Origin of the sequence: Streptomyces sp. NPDC057137, from assembly GCF_042670825.1 — a bacterium.
GTDB lineage: Bacteria > Actinomycetota > Actinomycetes > Streptomycetales > Streptomycetaceae > Streptomyces.
Genome location: NZ_JBHUUW010000050.1, coordinates 26,280 through 41,009, shown reverse-complemented (window position 1 = coordinate 41,009; position 14,730 = coordinate 26,280). Strand labels below are relative to the sequence as shown.

General features: G+C 69.0%; 15 protein-coding genes and 1 pseudogene. 5 read left to right on the top strand and 11 right to left on the bottom strand.

Annotated elements, in window-relative coordinates; translation table 11 throughout:
- Nucleotides 1-129 precede the first annotated feature (129 nt).
- Nucleotides 130-573, top strand: a complete 444-nt coding sequence (locus ACFT9I_RS29820; RefSeq protein WP_382569306.1) for a hypothetical protein — start codon at nt 130-132, stop codon at nt 571-573.
- Nucleotides 574-630: 57 nt separating this feature from the next.
- On the opposite strand, the gene ACFT9I_RS29815 is transcribed toward ACFT9I_RS29820, so the two are convergent.
- The 6 genes from ACFT9I_RS29815 to ACFT9I_RS29790 are packed head-to-tail and all read right to left on the bottom strand — an operon-like array spanning nt 631 to nt 7,615.
- Nucleotides 631-1,563 (bottom strand): N-acetylglucosamine kinase, encoded by a 933-nt coding sequence (locus ACFT9I_RS29815; protein WP_382569304.1) that lies wholly within the window; start codon nt 1,561-1,563, stop codon nt 631-633.
- Nucleotides 1,563-2,648 carry an SIS domain-containing protein gene (locus ACFT9I_RS29810; protein ID WP_382569302.1) on the bottom strand — a complete coding sequence of 362 codons (1,086 nt, stop codon included), beginning with the start codon at nt 2,646-2,648 and terminating at the stop codon, nt 1,563-1,565. The genes ACFT9I_RS29815 and ACFT9I_RS29810 overlap by 1 nt, the downstream gene beginning before the upstream one ends.
- A gap of 52 nt (nt 2,649-2,700) precedes the next feature.
- On the bottom strand, nt 2,701-4,437 hold the full coding sequence (locus tag ACFT9I_RS29805; protein ID WP_382569300.1) for a glycoside hydrolase family 9 protein: 1,737 nt from the start codon (nt 4,435-4,437) through the stop codon (nt 2,701-2,703).
- Nucleotides 4,421-5,308 (bottom strand): carbohydrate ABC transporter permease, encoded by an 888-nt coding sequence (locus ACFT9I_RS29800; protein ID WP_382569298.1) that lies wholly within the window; start codon nt 5,306-5,308, stop codon nt 4,421-4,423. Before ACFT9I_RS29800 ends, ACFT9I_RS29805 begins: the two co-directional genes overlap by 17 nt.
- A 13-nt stretch (nt 5,309-5,321) precedes the next feature.
- The gene (locus tag ACFT9I_RS29795) at nt 5,322-6,272 is read right to left on the bottom strand and encodes a carbohydrate ABC transporter permease (RefSeq protein WP_382569296.1); all 951 of its coding nucleotides are present in this window, start codon (nt 6,270-6,272) and stop codon (nt 5,322-5,324) included.
- 56 nt (nt 6,273-6,328) lie between these two features.
- Nucleotides 6,329-7,615 carry an ABC transporter substrate-binding protein gene (locus ACFT9I_RS29790; RefSeq protein ID WP_382569294.1) on the bottom strand — a complete coding sequence of 429 codons (1,287 nt, stop codon included), beginning with the start codon at nt 7,613-7,615 and terminating at the stop codon, nt 6,329-6,331.
- Nucleotides 7,616-7,861: 246 nt separating this feature from the next.
- Between ACFT9I_RS29790 and ACFT9I_RS29785 the strand changes: the two genes are divergently transcribed.
- On the top strand, nt 7,862-8,638 hold the full coding sequence (locus ACFT9I_RS29785) for a GntR family transcriptional regulator (RefSeq protein WP_382569292.1): 777 nt from the start codon (nt 7,862-7,864) through the stop codon (nt 8,636-8,638).
- Between the two features lie 41 nt (nt 8,639-8,679).
- Nucleotides 8,680-9,118 (top strand): annotated as a pseudogene (locus ACFT9I_RS29780) (site-specific integrase); the annotation flags it as partial.
- 10 nt (nt 9,119-9,128) lie between these two features.
- Here the strand turns inward: ACFT9I_RS29780 and sodN are convergent.
- On the bottom strand, nt 9,129-9,524 hold the full coding sequence (sodN, locus tag ACFT9I_RS29775; RefSeq protein ID WP_167027254.1) for a superoxide dismutase, Ni: 396 nt from the start codon (nt 9,522-9,524) through the stop codon (nt 9,129-9,131).
- 150 nt (nt 9,525-9,674) lie between these two features.
- Between sodN and sodX the strand changes: the two genes are divergently transcribed.
- On the top strand, nt 9,675-10,094 hold the full coding sequence (sodX, locus tag ACFT9I_RS29770) for a nickel-type superoxide dismutase maturation protease (RefSeq protein ID WP_382569290.1): 420 nt from the start codon (nt 9,675-9,677) through the stop codon (nt 10,092-10,094).
- Here sodX and ACFT9I_RS29765 read toward each other — a convergent pair.
- Entirely contained in the window at nt 9,998-10,627 is a 630-nt protein-coding gene (locus tag ACFT9I_RS29765; protein ID WP_382569288.1) for a CGNR zinc finger domain-containing protein, read from the bottom strand. The genes sodX and ACFT9I_RS29765 overlap by 97 nt on opposite strands.
- Nucleotides 10,628-10,707: 80 nt before the next feature.
- On the opposite strand from ACFT9I_RS29765, the gene ACFT9I_RS29760 reads away from it, so the two are divergent.
- Nucleotides 10,708-11,505 (top strand): class I SAM-dependent methyltransferase, encoded by a 798-nt coding sequence (locus ACFT9I_RS29760; RefSeq protein WP_382569286.1) that lies wholly within the window; start codon nt 10,708-10,710, stop codon nt 11,503-11,505.
- A gap of 71 nt (nt 11,506-11,576) precedes the next feature.
- Here the strand turns inward: ACFT9I_RS29760 and ACFT9I_RS29755 are convergent, their stop codons facing one another.
- Genes ACFT9I_RS29755 through ACFT9I_RS29745 form a run of 3 tightly spaced genes read right to left on the bottom strand, consistent with a single transcriptional unit; the run spans nt 11,577 to nt 14,316 of the window.
- Entirely contained in the window at nt 11,577-12,380 is an 804-nt protein-coding gene (locus ACFT9I_RS29755; protein WP_382569284.1) for an amino acid ABC transporter ATP-binding protein, read from the bottom strand.
- Entirely contained in the window at nt 12,377-13,324 is a 948-nt protein-coding gene (locus ACFT9I_RS29750; protein ID WP_382569282.1) for an amino acid ABC transporter permease, read from the bottom strand. Before ACFT9I_RS29750 ends, ACFT9I_RS29755 begins: the two co-directional genes overlap by 4 nt.
- Nucleotides 13,325-13,353: 29 nt before the next feature.
- The gene (locus ACFT9I_RS29745) at nt 13,354-14,316 is read right to left on the bottom strand and encodes an ABC transporter substrate-binding protein (RefSeq protein WP_382569280.1); all 963 of its coding nucleotides are present in this window, start codon (nt 14,314-14,316) and stop codon (nt 13,354-13,356) included.
- Nucleotides 14,317-14,730: the final 414 nt, after the last annotated feature.

Here is a 14,730-nt window from a genome sequence, read left to right as displayed (position 1 = left end):
CTCGCCCACGCCTCCCCGACTCCCGGCGACATCGCGGTACCCGAAGAACAGCCGTGGCGCGGGTAGTTGGCGACTCCCACCCCACCCCACCCCTTCGCCGAGACCGACCCGCCCGGTACGGTCAGAACCATGCAGCAGGAGCCACCCGCCCCACCCATACCCACCCGTCCCCCCACCATCGCCGCCGCACCCCGCCCCACGGGCCTGCTGGTGGCAGCCCTGACGACCGGACTGCTGCTGGGCGCAGCGGGAGTGGGCGCGGCCTGGGCGATCACCGGGGACGGAACCGCGTCCGAAACAGGCCCGGCGACCGACGCGCGCGGCGCCTGCGACGCCCTCGCAGGCTTCGACGAGTCGAAGTACTCGGCGAAGGGCAACGAGGGCCTGATGGCCCTCAACCGCTGGAGCGGAGCCATCACCCTGTCCGCCGCGGCGGCCGCGGGCGACCCGGCGTACAAGTCCCTCTCGGACTCCCTCAGCCGGGCACAGCACCGTCACGCCCAGGTCTTCGACTTCGACGCCCGGGTGAAGAAGGACCTGGCGAGGGCCCGCGAGATCTGCGAGGACATCTAGGTCCTGTTGATGGGCCGGGGGAAAGCTCCGAAGCGAACCGGCCGGCAATCCCGCAGTTCAACGTTGGTCAGGCCGCGCACTTCCGGCCGCCGCGCCGGCGAGGGCCAGCGCGCCGACGACGGGAGGTTCTGTCAGCAGGACGGGGCGGCTGTCGGGGAGCCGTACGGTAAGTCCGTGGCGGATGGCCTGCCAGTACGAGGGCACCTGGGTCACCAGGCCGCCCGCGAAGACGAGGTCATGGACCGGGGCGCCACGGTCGGCGAGTGTGGTGACCAGGTCGCAGATGCCCCGTGCCCCGTCGTCGAGCACGGTGCGCGCCTCCTCGGAGCCGGCTTCGGCCGCCGCCACCACGCAGGGCGCGTGCCGGCCCCAGTGCTCGGGGCCGTCCCCCCAGCTCAGCCGGAGGACGAGTGCCTCGATGTCGGGCGCCCGCACCGAGGCGAGAAGGTGCCGGCCGAGGACGCCGGGACCGTGCCCCCGGTCCACCCGGACCAGTACGGCGCGCGCCGCCTCGCGAACCAGCGCGGAGGCGCTGCCGTCGTCGGAGAGCACCCAGCCCCAGCCGCCCGCCCTGAGCGTGTTGCCCTCGCCGTCGGACGAGACGCCGATGGATCCCGTACCGACGACGATGCCGGTACCGCGGCCGAACCCCGCCGCCGGCAGCAGGAGTTCGGCATCGTTGACCACCGTGACCGGCACCCCGAGCCGGGCTCGTAGGGCCCCGCCCAGCCGAGCGCAGTGTTCCCTGTCCTCACAGCCCTGTGCCCCCACCGCGACCGCGGCGATCTCCGGCACGGCAGCTCCGAGAACGTCCACCAGTCGCTCGACCAGCCATCGGGCCGCCATGTCGACCGGCGTCGCGGACCAGCCGTCGGAGGGCACGATCACATCGTGGATCACTTCCGGGGCCGCGCCCGCCGAAGCCCGAGTCACCGCGCGCAGATGTGTCTTGGTGCCGCCGACATCGACTCCGACCAGGAGGCCGGCCATCACGGGGCGCCGTTCGGCAGCGGCGAGGCGTTCTCGAAGTCCGCGGGGTCCAGCCCGCCGTGCTTGGTGTCGTCGTTCGCGAAGACGAACGACTCGATGGGGACGCCGCGTTCGTCGGACAGCGCCGCGGAGAGCTCCTGGAGCGCCACCGTCTCCAGAACCACACGTACGGCCGGAGGCGTGACGGGCAGTGTGATCACACTCAGGTGCTCCTCTGGGGGCACCGGCAGGGTGGTGATCAGCAGGGTGAAATGTCCCGCGGCCGCCAGGGAGCGGGCGAGTTCGATCTCCCGGCCGTCTCCGAGGACCACGTGCAGGGTCCGGCCCGCCGACTCCATCTCGCCGTGGAGATAGTTCCTGGTGGCCGAGGCGGTGGCGGGAAGGCGGGCCACCTCCCGTAGCAGCAGCGCCCCTTCCTGCGCGGCGGCGCGCGAGGCCCCGGAGGCCACGACGTCGGCGGCCACACAGCGGGCGGCACGGACGCTCAGCGCCGTGATGACCTCCGTCGCGTGCCGCGCCGTCGCGGTGACCTGGGCGGCGATGTCCGCCCAGACGCCGGCCGGACCGTGAGTCCTAGCGGCGTCCGGAGTGGCGGGGCGGGGTGAGAGCGCGTCCGCGAGCAGATCGAGGGCCACGACCGTACCGGTGAAGCCCGTCGTGGAGGCGAAGGAGTCGGGCTCGTTGCCCAGATCGAGAGTGAGCTGCGCGAGCCGGTCGAGCGGCGAGGGTACGACGTTGAGCACCGCGATGTGCGGGACCCGCGCCATCGCCTCGAACGCGGCGATCGTCTCGGCGCTCCGCCCGCTCTGGGAGACCCCGACGAGCAGGTCGATGCCGCCGAACGCGCCGGTGTTCTCCGTGATCTCGTCGGCGAGCACCCGGTGGGCCGCGATGCTCCGGCCGCGCAGGATCTCGACGGGCACCGCCAGAGCCGCGTACGAGGCACCGATCCCCGTGAAGAGAGGGCGCTCGACCCGGCCGAGGTCCGTCTCGGTGAGCCGTCCCCTCACGTGCTCGGCCACTCGTACCAGAGCCTCGGGCTGGGCCGCCTGCCCCTCGCGGAAGGTGATGCGGGTTACGGGCATGGTGATGGTTCCTTTCGTGCGCCCCGGTACGGGGTGGGCGCGAGCGCGGTGATCAGCGGGCGGATGCGACGGCGAGCAGGAACCACCCGGTGTGGGGGATCCACTGCTCGGCCCACCGCCATGTCTCGCTCGCGGGAGCGTCGGGCGGCAGGAGCGCGATGTCGTTCTCGTCGCTCCAGCCCGAGGTGATGCCGTTGGCGATGCCGCCGGGCAGGTTGGGGAAGTCCGAGGAGTAGTGGACGTTGTTGCGTCCGCGGGCATGGATCATCGAGGCGTCGAAGGGGTTGCGGCCGGTGATCCAGGCGAGTTGGTCGTCGGCGAACGCGGCCAGGTCGCGGCGCTGCTCGTCGGTGACGCCGCCGGTCACGGCACAGGCCGAGGCCGCGGCGGACAGGGAGGCGATGGTGGCGTTCTCGCCCTGCCACCAGTACCCGGTCTCGTTGGCGTGCGGGAAGAAGAACGCGTCCCGGTCGGTCCCGCCGAGCGGCCGAACCCGCTGACGCGGATAGCCGAAGGGGTTCGGTACGGCGTAGGTACGTTCCAGTGTGTCGAGCATCGCTTCGACGGCCAACTCCCGAGCCCGACCGGCCTCCGGCGTGCCGGGCAGGGCGTCGGCGAATCGCAGGAGCGCGAGGACGGGCAGTCCGGCTTCCGCCGCGTGGAAGAACGGTCGCCCTTCGGCGTCCGCGACGAACCAGCCCGGACCCTCTTGCGGCCTCACGTAGCGGCCGAGGAGTGATCGCGCCCGTCGCCGCGCGGCCTCATGCGCCCCTGCCTCGGTGTCCGCACCGGCCGCGACCAGTTCGGCGGCGGCGAGCAGAGAGGCGTAGTCGTCGATGATGTTCTCGGTCCCGTCGTCCAGGTACGACAGGTTGTGCTTCTCCAGATGGGTGAAGCCCTCCACGGCGGTGCGCAGATACGTCTCGCGCGAGAAATCGCCTTCGTCGTCGAGGGTGGAAGCGCGGGCCAGGGCCGCGATGGCCAGGCCGCCGCCCTGGCGGTAGGCGGCCTGGTAGCGATCGGTGCGTACGCATTCGGCGAGTGGTGCCGTCACCACACGCTCCTCCAGCCGCTTGGTCAGCGCGTCGAAGATGCCGGTGTAGAAGTAGCCCTCGGGCGCCCGGAAGCGCACCAGGAAGTCCGCACCCCACAGCGCCTCGTCGCGCAGCCGGGTACTCAACGACGCGACCAGATCAGGGTGGTGGGCGGCGATGGCGTCACGGGCCGCGATCATGGCCCAGGCGCAGAGCGGGATCTGCTGGGGGCTCATGGTGCGCGTGTACGTGAGGTGGCTGAGGAACTTGCTCGTGTCGCCGCTCGCGTCGAGCCATCCCCCTCGGGCGTCGACCCGCTTGCCGCTGTCGTCCCCCCACAGTGCCGCCGCCCGGTCCTTGCGGTCGATCTCGCCGCTGGAGCGCATGGCCTTGAAGTAGGCGAGCACGTCGGACATCGTCTGACGCTGAAGGCGGTCCGCGGAGATCTCGAACGGCTCCGAGAGAGTGGCCCGGCCTCCGTCGTCCACCATGCGCAGGACGTACCGGCCCGGCGCGAGGTCGGTCGGCAGTTCGACGCGGGCGTACGGCCCGAGGGTCCACCCGGCGACCGACTCGACGGGTCCCGGTTCGAGCCGTCGGTCGGGTGCCGGACCGTCCCGCGCGAGCAGGGTCACCTCGGGCGCGCCGGAACCGGCGGGTACCGCGATCACGGCGGCGACGGCCGGGCCGGGACCGTACCCGAGGTGGCCGACCAGTGCCTTCGGGCCTTTGCGTGTGTCATCCCTTGAGGGCACCTGCGAGCACCGCACCTTCCATCTTGTCGGCGAAGAACGCGTAGAGGATGTAGACGGGAACGAGGGTGATCACGATGCCCGCGGAGAGCACCCCGTACTGCGAGGCGTTCGCCATCGACAGTGTCGGCAGGGCCACTTGTGCCGTCCGTACGGCGGTGTCCGGTCCGGTGATGACGAGGCTGAAGAAGTACTCGTTCCAGAAGGACAGGAAGTTGAGGATGAGGACGACGACGACCGCCGGCATGGACAGGGGGAGGTAGACCGACCGGAGCAGCCGCCAGCTTCCCGCACCGTCGAGGGAGGCCGACTCCTCAAGTTCCGCCGGGATGGTCCGCATGGCCTGCGTCAGCAGGATGACCGAGAGGGGCATCGCGCTGGCGGGCAGGAAGACGATCAGGAACTCGCGGGTGTGGAAGAGGTTGAGCGATATCGACAGCAGGACCGTGGGGACGAGTGCGGCGAATCCGGGGATGAGGAAGCCCAGCGAGAAGATCCGCTCGATCGCGGCGCCGATCCGCCCTTTGGAGCGTGCCAGAGCGAAGGCCGCGGGCAGGGCGAGTACCAGTGTCAGTACGTTCGCGGCCACGGTGATGTAGGCCTGGTTGACGAGTGCGGGGCCCAGGGTCGCGTTCCGCATGGCCTTGCCGAAGTTGCCTGTGTCCAGGCCCGTGAACGGCGAGAACGGGTCGTTGATGATGCTGAGGTTGCTCTTGAAGGATGAGATCAGCAGGTAGTACAGGGGCACGATCAGGAGACCGACGTAGAGCCATACCCCGGCGTGTGCCAGATATTTCAGCGGCCCTGTTCTACGCAGCGGGCCGGCGGCCCGCGTGGCGGCGCGCGTGGAGGCCCGCGTGGCGGCGCGTGTCATCGCTCGTCCCCTTTCAGTAGTTCTGCCGGAAGAGGCGGCGGATTCCGAGCAGCCCGAGCACGCCCACGACGAACAGCATCACGGCGATGGCCTGGCTGTAGCCGACCTTGGACTGGTTGAAGGCGTAGTCGTAGACGAGGAAGGAGAGGTTCACCGTGGAGGTGCCCGGCCCTCCCCTGGTGAGGAGGAGTACGACGGCCGCGGAGGAGAAGAGCGTCCAGAGGAACTGGAGCATCGTCACCACACCGACGTAACTGCGGCAGACGGGCCAGGCGACGCTCCACATACGGCGCCAGTGACCGCAGCCGTCGAGTTCCGCCGCCTCGAACAGCTCGGTCGGTACCGCGTTCAGACGGGAGGACAGCAGGACGGCCGAGACGGACACGGAAGACCAGATGATGACCACCATCACGGCGACCGAGGCGGTGGAGGAGTCGGCCAGCCAGGGCTTCGCCGTTGAGCCGAGCCCGACGGCGGTCAGGAAGCCGTTGACGAGGCCCGAAGGGGCGAAGACGCCGACGAAGACCATGGCCAGCGCGGGCGCCGACAGCAGGACAGGGGTGAAGAGCACGGCGCGGATGAACCGGTGTCCGGGCGGGTTGAGCGCGAGATAGTACGCGAGCATGAACGCCGCACCGATCACGACGGGCAGTGAAATCACCAGCTGGATCAGTGTGTTGTAGATCGCCGAGTGGAAGACCGGGTCCGAGAGCAGCCGCTCGAAGTTGTCCGGTCCCACGAAGGTGCGGGGGGCGATCAGACCACGCCAGTCGGTGAGTGAGAAGTAGAACAGGCTCACCAGGGGGCCGGCGGTGAAGACCAGGAACCAGATGAGAGCCGGCAGCGCGAAGCCGAGTGGCGCCAGCTCGCGCCAAGTGCGACGGCGGCCTGCCACGGGCGCTGAATCCGCCGCTTCGGAGAGCGGGGACTGCCCGGCGGGCAGGGTGAGTTGGGTTGTCGACACCCGGGGGCACCTTCCTGTGATGCGGCCGCACACGAGGGTGTGTGCGGCCGCCACCTCTACTTCGCGGCCTTGTACACCGCGTCGACGGCGGAACAGATCTTCTTGGCGTCGTTGCCCTTGGTGTAGGCGACGGAGGTGGCCCGGTAGAGCGGGTTGGCCACATTGGCCGGCACGTGGAGATCCGGCATCACGGTGAAGTCCACGCCCTTGGGGAACGTGGTGAGGGACTGCTTGAGCAGGGGGGAGGTGAGACCGGTGGTGTCGACCTCGGTCTTCGTCGCCGGAACGACCCCGCCGCTCACGACCATGTCGTGCAGCACGGACGGCTGGTACATGTACTGGATCAGCTTCTGCACCGACGACAGCTTGCCCTTGCCGTTGGGGCTGATCCACCACCCCGCGGAGGTCGACCCCTCATAGGCGGTCGGCTTGGCGTAGGTGCCGCCCGGGACCGCCGGAAGGCCGCCCAGCGTGGTCGCCTCGGCCGTCTTCTCGTCCGCGGAGAGATAGCCCCAGGAGCCCACCGGCGCGACGGCGGCCTTGCCGCTGAGGTACAGCGCCGACGCCTGATCGGCGGTGAGTCCCTCGACACCGTCGACGAATACGCCCGCGTCGCGGAGCTTCACGAAGAGGTCGATCCCCTTCATCGCGCCCGCGCTGTCGCAGGTGTCGCCCTCGGCGAACACCTTCTTCGCCTCGGCGGCGGGGAGGTAACTCTCCATGATCTGGAGGAAGATCTTCTGTCCCGACCAGTCGTTGCCGCCGACGGCGACCGGCCCCACGCCCGCCGCCCGCAGCTTCCCGGCCGCGGTGATGAGCTGGTCGGTGGTGGTGGGGATCGGTATGCCGTGCTTGTCGAAGATCGACTTGTTGTACCACCAGGGCCAGTGGAAGCCCGCGTACGGCAGCCCCCGCAGGTGCCCATCGGCGTCGGTCCAGTCCTCGACCGCCTGGGTGGGCAGGGAATCGGTCAGGTTCCACTGTTCGACGTAGTCCTCGACGGGAACGACCGCGTCGTTCTTCACCCAGTCGAGCTGCTTCTCCAGCAGGCCGACGAGAAGGACGTCCGCCTCGTCGCCGGCGAGGAGCGACGTCTCGTAGACCTGGTTGAGGTCGTCGCCGTTCTCCAGGACCTTGACCTTGATCCCGGTCTTGGCGGTGAAGCCCTTGAGGGCGGCCTTGAGCGGCACACTCTCCTGTCCGCCCGTCGTCCAGTTGGTCTGCAGAGTGATCGTGCCGTCGTCCGAACCGGCGGACGAAGAGCCCCCGGTCGTACAGCCGGCCGCGAGTGCCAGGGCTACCGCACTCGCGGCACCGACACCGAATCTGCCCAAGCGATGCATCAGTGAGTCCTCCTGCTGCCGGCCCCGCGGACTTCGGACGCGGCGGGACACACGGACGGAATGCGCCCTCCTGCGGCGAGGCCGTCGGGGCGCTGTCCTCGGTCAAGGTATGCAGTGGAAGGCAAGTGGTCAATGGTGGTCTCATGTTGGCTTTGAAATTGTATGAGTCGAGCAGTGGTCCCTTGCTGGGCGCAGGGTGAGTGGTAAGCAGTGGTACGGTTTCCGTTGACCGCTGGAGGTTCACCGATGGGCATCGACGCCGTTCCGACCCGCGCACCCCGGCGCGTCCGCGGTTCTGATCCGCTGTGGAAACAGGCTTCGGAATCGATACTCGAACGGATCGAGAGTCAGGAACTGAAGGCCGGTGAGAAGCTGGCGCCGGAGAGGGAACTCTGCGCCCAGCTGGACATCTCACGTGTGACGCTCCGCAAGGCTCTGTCCCGTCTGGTGGACCAAGGGGTCCTGAGCGCCTCGCACGGCCGCGGCTGGTTCGTCGCCCAGCCCGTGGCCGCACGTGAATGGCCCAACGATCTCGAGTCGTTCACGACGACGGCCCACCGCAAGCACATGCGGCCGAGTTCCCTGGTGCTCCGTCAGATCGTGGAGGCCGCCTCGCTCGACGAGGCGGACCGGCTCGGTGTGCCGGCGGGAACGCCCCTGCTGCGTCTGGAGCGGGTGCGCCTTCTCAACGACGTACGGATCGCCGTGGACCGGACGGTCATTCCCGCCGACCTCGCGCCGTCCCTCGCCACGAAGGACTTCAGCTCCGCGTCGCTCTTCGAGGAACTGCGCGCCCAGGGAGTGGAACTGAGCCGGTCCGAGGCCACGATCGAGGCCCGGACCGCCGACGAAAGACTCGCGGCCCAGCTGGAACTGGCGGTGGGAGCCCCGGTGCTGGTCCTCGATCAGACGATCCAAACGCCCGACCAGCGGCCTGTGCTGGCGTCGACAGTCGAGTACAGCGGGGAGAGGTACCGGCTGCGCACGACGCTGTCCTCGTCGAGCGACCCCGCGCGGAGGTAGCTCGCGACGGGGACGACGGGGGGCGATCACCGCACACACGCGCAGCGGTCGACGACAAGGTCATCGCCGCGAGCCCCTGAAAGCGGATCACTCTCCCGCCCGTCTCGGACGGCGAGGCCGCGCCGCCCACCGTCGCACAGGTCCAGGAAATGGCCGACGTCATGCCAGCATACCTACGCGCCGCGATCGCCGTACTGGCCGGATCAGGCTTGCGCGTAGGGGAGTTGCTCGGACCGAAGGTCTCGGACGGTCGTCGTCGACGCGCTCCTCGGGCATCTCGCCGCGCGGCCGTCGAAGGAATGGCTGTTCACGACGGAGGAGGGCGAAACCCTCAACTACCGCCGCTGGAAGACCGATGCGCACCTGTGGCCGGGCGAAGAGGACCGCACCCGCTCCGTCATGGACGCCGTTCTCGGCGGCCTGCGGACCGGGTGCGGACCGGTAGGCGGTGCGACCCGCGAAAGTGCGGGTCAGACGGCCCAGGCACAGATCAAGCCTTCTTCGTCTCCCAGAAGATCTTGTCGATCTGGGCGATGTAGTCCAGCGCCTTCTGGCCCGTCGCCGGGTCCGTCGAGGCCTTCGCGGCCGACAGCGCCTTCAGGGCGTCGTTGACCAGCTGGTGCAGCTCCGGGTACTTCTCGAAGTGCGGGGGCTTGAAGTAGTCGCTCCACAGCACCGAGACATGGTGCTTGGCGAGCTCGGCGCGCTGTTCCTTGATGACCGTGGCGCGGGCCTGGAAGTGCGCGTCGTCGTTGCCCGCCATCTTTTCCTGGACGGCCTTGACCGACTCGGCTTCGATGCGGGCCTGGGCGGGGTCGTACACGCCGCAGGGGAGGTCGCAGTGGGCGCTGACCTTCACCTTGGGGGCAAACAGGCGGGAGAGCATTGAGCTGTCCTTCCTCGTGATCGTCTTCTCAGGTGGGACATTACTCCGTGAGAAGCCGGATTTCGCGAGTGCCCCCTAGGGCTTAGGACAAAAGTCCAGGGTCGGAATGGGACTGGCGGCGGAACGTACCGTGGGACCGGGAGGTGCCGGATGACCGAGCACGGGCGCGAGCCGAGAGCGCTGTTGGGGATCGCGGAGGTGTCGGGACCGTCCATGTATCCCACCCTCAAACAGGGCGATCAGCTGCTGGTGCACTACCACGCACCGGTGAAGGCCGGTGACATCGCCGTACTGAAACATCCGCTCCAGCAGGATTTGCTGATCGTGAAGCGGCTGGTCGAGCGACGCGACGGCGGATGGTGGGTGCTCGGGGACAATCCGGGCGCCGAGGGGGACAGCCGGGTGTTCGGCGCCGTCCCCGGCGAGCTGGTGCTCGGCCGGGTCCGGGGCCGTTACCGCCCGCGTGCCGAGGATCAGCGGTCCGTGGCCGGTGCGGTCGCGTGGGCCTTCTCCGCGCTGCGGCCCGTGCTGTCCGACCGCTCCGTCTCCAGGCGTTTGCGGGCCCGGTAGGCGGCCACGTTGGCGCGGGTCGCGCAGCGGTCCGAGCAGTAGCGGCGCGAGCGGTTGGTCGAGGTGTCGAGGTAGGCGTTACGGCACGGCGCGGCCTGGCACAGGCCGAGCCGGTCCACGCCGTACTCCGTCAGGTGGAACGCCAGGCCCATCGCGGCGATCGCGGCGAAGCCGGCCGTGGCGTTGGACGGGTGCTCGGCCAGGTGCAAGTGCCAGCGCGGATGACCCTCGTCGTCCAGGAAGTCGTGGCCCGAGATCTGCGGGCTGACGGGGAACTCCAGCAGCAGCGAGTTCAGCAGGTCGACGGCGTGCGTCGCCTCGCCCCCGTCTGCCGCCGCGAAGATCGCGCGCAGCCGGCCCCGTACGGAGCGGAAGCGGGTGACGTCCGCGTCGGTGGCGCGGCGCGACGCCTGGGTGGATTCGCCGAAGAGGGCGCGGACGGCTTCGACCGAGGTCAGCGTGTCCGTACCGCGGGCCGGTTCCTCGGTGTTGACCAGGCGTACGGCGTGGTCCGAGTAAGAGGCCAGTTCCACTTGTAGTCCTTACGGCAGCGGTCTAGGGTCGGCGTAATAGCTGGTCTTGCGTACAGGGTATTACGGAGCGGAGGGTTCCGATGGTGGACACGGGCACGGGCACGGGGGCGAGTGTGGCGGCGAACGCGCCCGGACGGGCCGACTGGCGGGCCTGGCAGGACAGCTGGGACCGCCAGCAGGAGTGGTACATGCCCGACCGCGAGGAGCGCTTCCGGGTGATGCTCGACATGGTCGAGGCCCTGGTCGGCCCGGAACCGCGGGTGCTCGACCTCGCCTGCGGCACGGGCAGCATCACCGACCGGCTGTTCCAGCGGTTCCCGGCGGCCACCAGCACCGGCGTCGACCTCGACCCCGCGCTGCTCGCCATCGCCGACGGCTACTTCGCCGGCGACACCCGCCTGACGCTGGTGCGGGCCGATCTCAAGGACCCCGACTGGACGGCGAAGCTGCCGTACGACTCGTACGACGCCGTCCTCACCGCCACCGCGCTGCACTGGCTGCACAGCGAACCGCTGGCCGTGCTGTACGGACAGGTCGCCGGCCTCGTCAGGCCCGGCGGCGTCTTCATGAACGCCGACCACATGAGCGACCCGAGTACGCCCCGTATCAACGAGGCCGAACGCGCCCACCGGCACCGGGAGATGGACCGTGCCAAGGCCGCGGGCGCCCTCGACTGGGCCGACTGGTGGGACCTCGCCGGCAAGGACCCGGTGCTCGCGGGGCCGACCGCCGAGCGGTTCGCGATCTACGGCGAGCACGCGGACGGCGACACCCCCTCCGCCGAATGGCATGCGAAGACACTGACCGACGCGGGCTTCGGCGAGGCGCGCCCGGTCTGGTCCTCGCCGTCGGACTCGCTGATGCTCGCCCTGAAATAGGCGAAAGGGGGGAGGGGTGTCAGGGACTCCGTGGTCCGTGGCACCCCTCCTCACCGCTTCTGCAGCACCTTCTACAGCACCTTCGACAGGAACGACTTCGTCCGCTCGTGCTGCGGATTCGTCAGGACCTCGCGCGGATGGCCCGACTCCACGACCACCCCGTCGTCCATGAACACCAGCGCGTCGCCGACCTCGCGGGCGAAGCCCATCTCGTGCGTCACGACGATCATCGTCATGCCGGACTCGGCGAGATCCCGCATCACGTCCAGGACGTCGCCCACCAGCTCCGGGTCGAGCGCCGACGTCGGCTCGTCGAAGAGCATCAGCTTCGGCTCCATCGCCAGCGCGCGGGCGATCGCCACGCGCTGCTGCTGGCCGCCGGAGAGCTGCGACGGATAGCCGTCGGCCTTGTCCGCGAGCCCCACCCGGTCCAGCAGCTTCTCGGCCCGCTCCCTGGCGACGGCCTTCGTCTCACGGCGCACCTGCATCGGTGCCTCCATGATGTTCTCGATGGCCGTCATGTGCGGGAAGAGGTTGAAGCGCTGGAAAACCATGCCGATGTCCCGGCGCTTCAGGGCGACTTCGGAGTCGCGCAGCTCGTACAGCTTGTCGCCCTTCTGGCGGTAGCCGACCAACTCGCCGTCGACGTACAGCCGTCCGGCGTTGACCTGCTCCAGATGGTTGATGCACCGCAGGAAGGTCGACTTGCCGGAGCCGGAGGGCCCGATCAGACAGAAGACCTCGCGCGGCGCGACCTCCAGGTCGATGCCCTTGAGCACGTGCGCGGCGCCGAACGACTTGTGTACGGCCTCGGCCTTCACCATCGCGGTCCCGCTCCCGGTCGCGCCGTTCGTCGTCTTCGCGATGGCGGTCATGCGGTGCCTCCGTTCGGGCGGCCCAGGGACAGCAGATTGGCCTTGACCTTCTGGAACGGGGTCTGCGGCAGGGTGCGCAGCGAGCCACGCGCGTAGTGCCGCTCCAGGTAGTACTGACCGATGCTCAGGACCGAGGTCATCAGCAGATACCAGGCGGCGGCGAGGAACAGCATCTCGACCGGGGCGCCGGACGTCTGCCCGATGTCCTGCGCGTATCTCAGCAACTCGTAGAACTGCACGGTCGCCACCAGCGACGTCGTCTTCAGCATGTTGATGACTTCGTTGCCGGTCGGCGGCACGATCACCCGCATCGCCTGCGGGATCACGACGCGGCGCAGCGTCTTGGAGTGGCTCATGCCCAGCGCGTGCGACGCCTCCGTCTGCCCCTCGTCGACCGAGAGCAGACCGGCGCGGCAGATCTCCGCCATGTACGCGGCCTCGTTGAGGCCGAGGCCGAGCAGCGCCGTCAGGAACGGCGTCATGAAGCTGGCCCAGTAGTCCTTGTAGATCGGCCCGAGGTTGATGTACTCGAAGACGAGACCCAGGTTGAACCAGACCATGAGCTGGACGAGGACCGGCGTACCGCGGAAGAACCAGATGTACGACCACGCGATGGACGACATCACCGGGTTCTTCGACAGCCGCATCACCGCGAGGACGATGCCGCCGATCACGCCGATGGCCATCGACAGGACGGTGAGGATCATCGTCTGGCCGACACCCTTGAGGATGCGGTCGTCGAAGAAGTAGTCAGGTACGGCGCCCCAGTTGATCTTTCCCTGGGAGAACGCGTAGATGATCGTCCCGAGCAGCGCGACCGCGACGACCGCGCTCACGTACCGCCCGTAGTGCCGGACCGGGATGGCCTTGATGGCCTCCGGCCCGGCGGGTCCCGCCGGCGGGGCGTCGGACGGGCCGTCCGACTTCGTTATGTCAACAGACACGGATGCTGCCTTTCGGAGCCGGGCGCGGATCAGGTGCCGGCGTTGATCGAGGCTGCCTTGACCGCGCCGGCGTCGACGCCCCACTTCGCGATGATCTTGTCGTACTCGCCGTTCTTGATGATCGCGTCGAGCGCGGCCTGGAGCGCCTTGCTCAGCTCGTCGTTGCCCTTGGCGACCGCGATGCCGTACGGGGCGGCCTCGATCTGCTCGCCGACGAGCTGGAAGTCGTTGCCGCCGCCCGAGGTCTTCACCGCGTACGCCGCGACCGGGAAGTCCGACGAACCGGCGTCGGCGCCACCGGCGCGCAGCCGCGTCTGGGCCTGCTGGTCGTTGTCGAACGGCTCGATCCCGATGGCCTTCTTGCCGCCGTCCGTACACTTCTTCGACTCGGCCTTGGCCAGGTCGTGCGAGACGGTGCCGCGCTGGACGACCATCTTCTTGCCGCACAGGTCCGACCAGGCGGCGATGCCCTTGTCGTCGCCCTTCTTGGTGTAGATCGAGACACCGGCGGTGAAGTAGTCGACGAAGTCGACACCCTCGCCGACCTTCTTGCCCGTCTCGGAGTCCACGCCGTCCTGACGCGCCTTGGTGTCGGTCATGGCCGACATGGCTATGTCGTACCGCTTGGAGCGCAGACCCGTGAGCAGCGTGTCGAACGTGCCGTTCTCGAACTCGAACTTCACACCGAGCTGCTTGCCGAGCGCGTCGGCGATGTCGGGGTCGATACCGACGGTCTTGCCCGCGTCGTCCTTGAACTCGACCGGCGGGTACGCGATGTCGGAGCCCACCTTGATGACGCCCTTGTCCGCGATCGCCTTCGGCAACTGGTCGGCCAGCGGTGCGCTCTTCGTGGTCGCGGGGGAGTCCTTCTTCCCGCTGTCGGTCTGGTCGCCGCAGGCGGTCAGCAGCAGAGTGCCGGCGACCGCGATCGCGCCGACCGCGGCGAGGCGGGACTTCCCGGCGGTGGTACGACTGGTGGAGCTGGCGGTCATGATGAGGATCCTCCGGCGGACGAGGGAATTACCACGCGGTGGGCACGCGCCATCGAGTGTCGCGACCGTGTGCGATTGATTAGGGCATCTTGCCATTCGGACTGGTCGGATCAGGGGGCTGGTCATGTCAAAATCGGATAACGGGTGACCCTCGTGTCCCAGCACGCCGGCAGACCAAGACCGGACCATCTGCTGGTGAGCCTTCAACCGGCCGGACAATCTCCGGTCCGTCCTCCCCCTCCGGGTGGTTTCGTGTCGTGCGGCGGAAGTGTCCTGAAACTCCGCTATGAGTCATGTCACCGCTTGTGAAACGAGTCGTGGACGTCCGGCCCGTCCGGTATGAAGGACAGCTACACCCCTCATCCGGGGCTCAGGGCGCGTGTGCGGCGCGCCCGCGCGTATGTACCTCCTCCT

What these genes read in the sequence shown, in the direction of transcription:
- ACFT9I_RS29745 (WP_382569280.1), bottom strand. Translation starts at nt 14,316, where the DNA reads ATGACCGCCAGCTCCACCAGTCGTACCACCGCCGGGAAGTCCCGCCTC.
- sodN (WP_167027254.1), bottom strand. Translation starts at nt 9,524, where the DNA reads ATGCTCTCCCGCCTGTTTGCCCCCAAGGTGAAGGTCAGCGCCCACTGC.
- ACFT9I_RS29785 (WP_382569292.1), top strand. Translation starts at nt 7,862, where the DNA reads ATGGGCATCGACGCCGTTCCGACCCGCGCACCCCGGCGCGTCCGCGGT.
- ACFT9I_RS29810 (WP_382569302.1), bottom strand. Translation starts at nt 2,648, where the DNA reads ATGCCCGTAACCCGCATCACCTTCCGCGAGGGGCAGGCGGCCCAGCCC.
- ACFT9I_RS29815 (WP_382569304.1), bottom strand. Translation starts at nt 1,563, where the DNA reads ATGGCCGGCCTCCTGGTCGGAGTCGATGTCGGCGGCACCAAGACACAT.
- ACFT9I_RS29790 (WP_382569294.1), bottom strand. Translation starts at nt 7,615, where the DNA reads ATGCATCGCTTGGGCAGATTCGGTGTCGGTGCCGCGAGTGCGGTAGCC.
- ACFT9I_RS29820 (WP_382569306.1), top strand. Translation starts at nt 130, where the DNA reads ATGCAGCAGGAGCCACCCGCCCCACCCATACCCACCCGTCCCCCCACC.
- ACFT9I_RS29760 (WP_382569286.1), top strand. Translation starts at nt 10,708, where the DNA reads ATGGTGGACACGGGCACGGGCACGGGGGCGAGTGTGGCGGCGAACGCG.
- sodX (WP_382569290.1), top strand. Translation starts at nt 9,675, where the DNA reads ATGACCGAGCACGGGCGCGAGCCGAGAGCGCTGTTGGGGATCGCGGAG.
- ACFT9I_RS29800 (WP_382569298.1), bottom strand. Translation starts at nt 5,308, where the DNA reads ATGACACGCGCCGCCACGCGGGCCTCCACGCGCGCCGCCACGCGGGCC.
- ACFT9I_RS29755 (WP_382569284.1), bottom strand. Translation starts at nt 12,380, where the DNA reads ATGACCGCCATCGCGAAGACGACGAACGGCGCGACCGGGAGCGGGACC.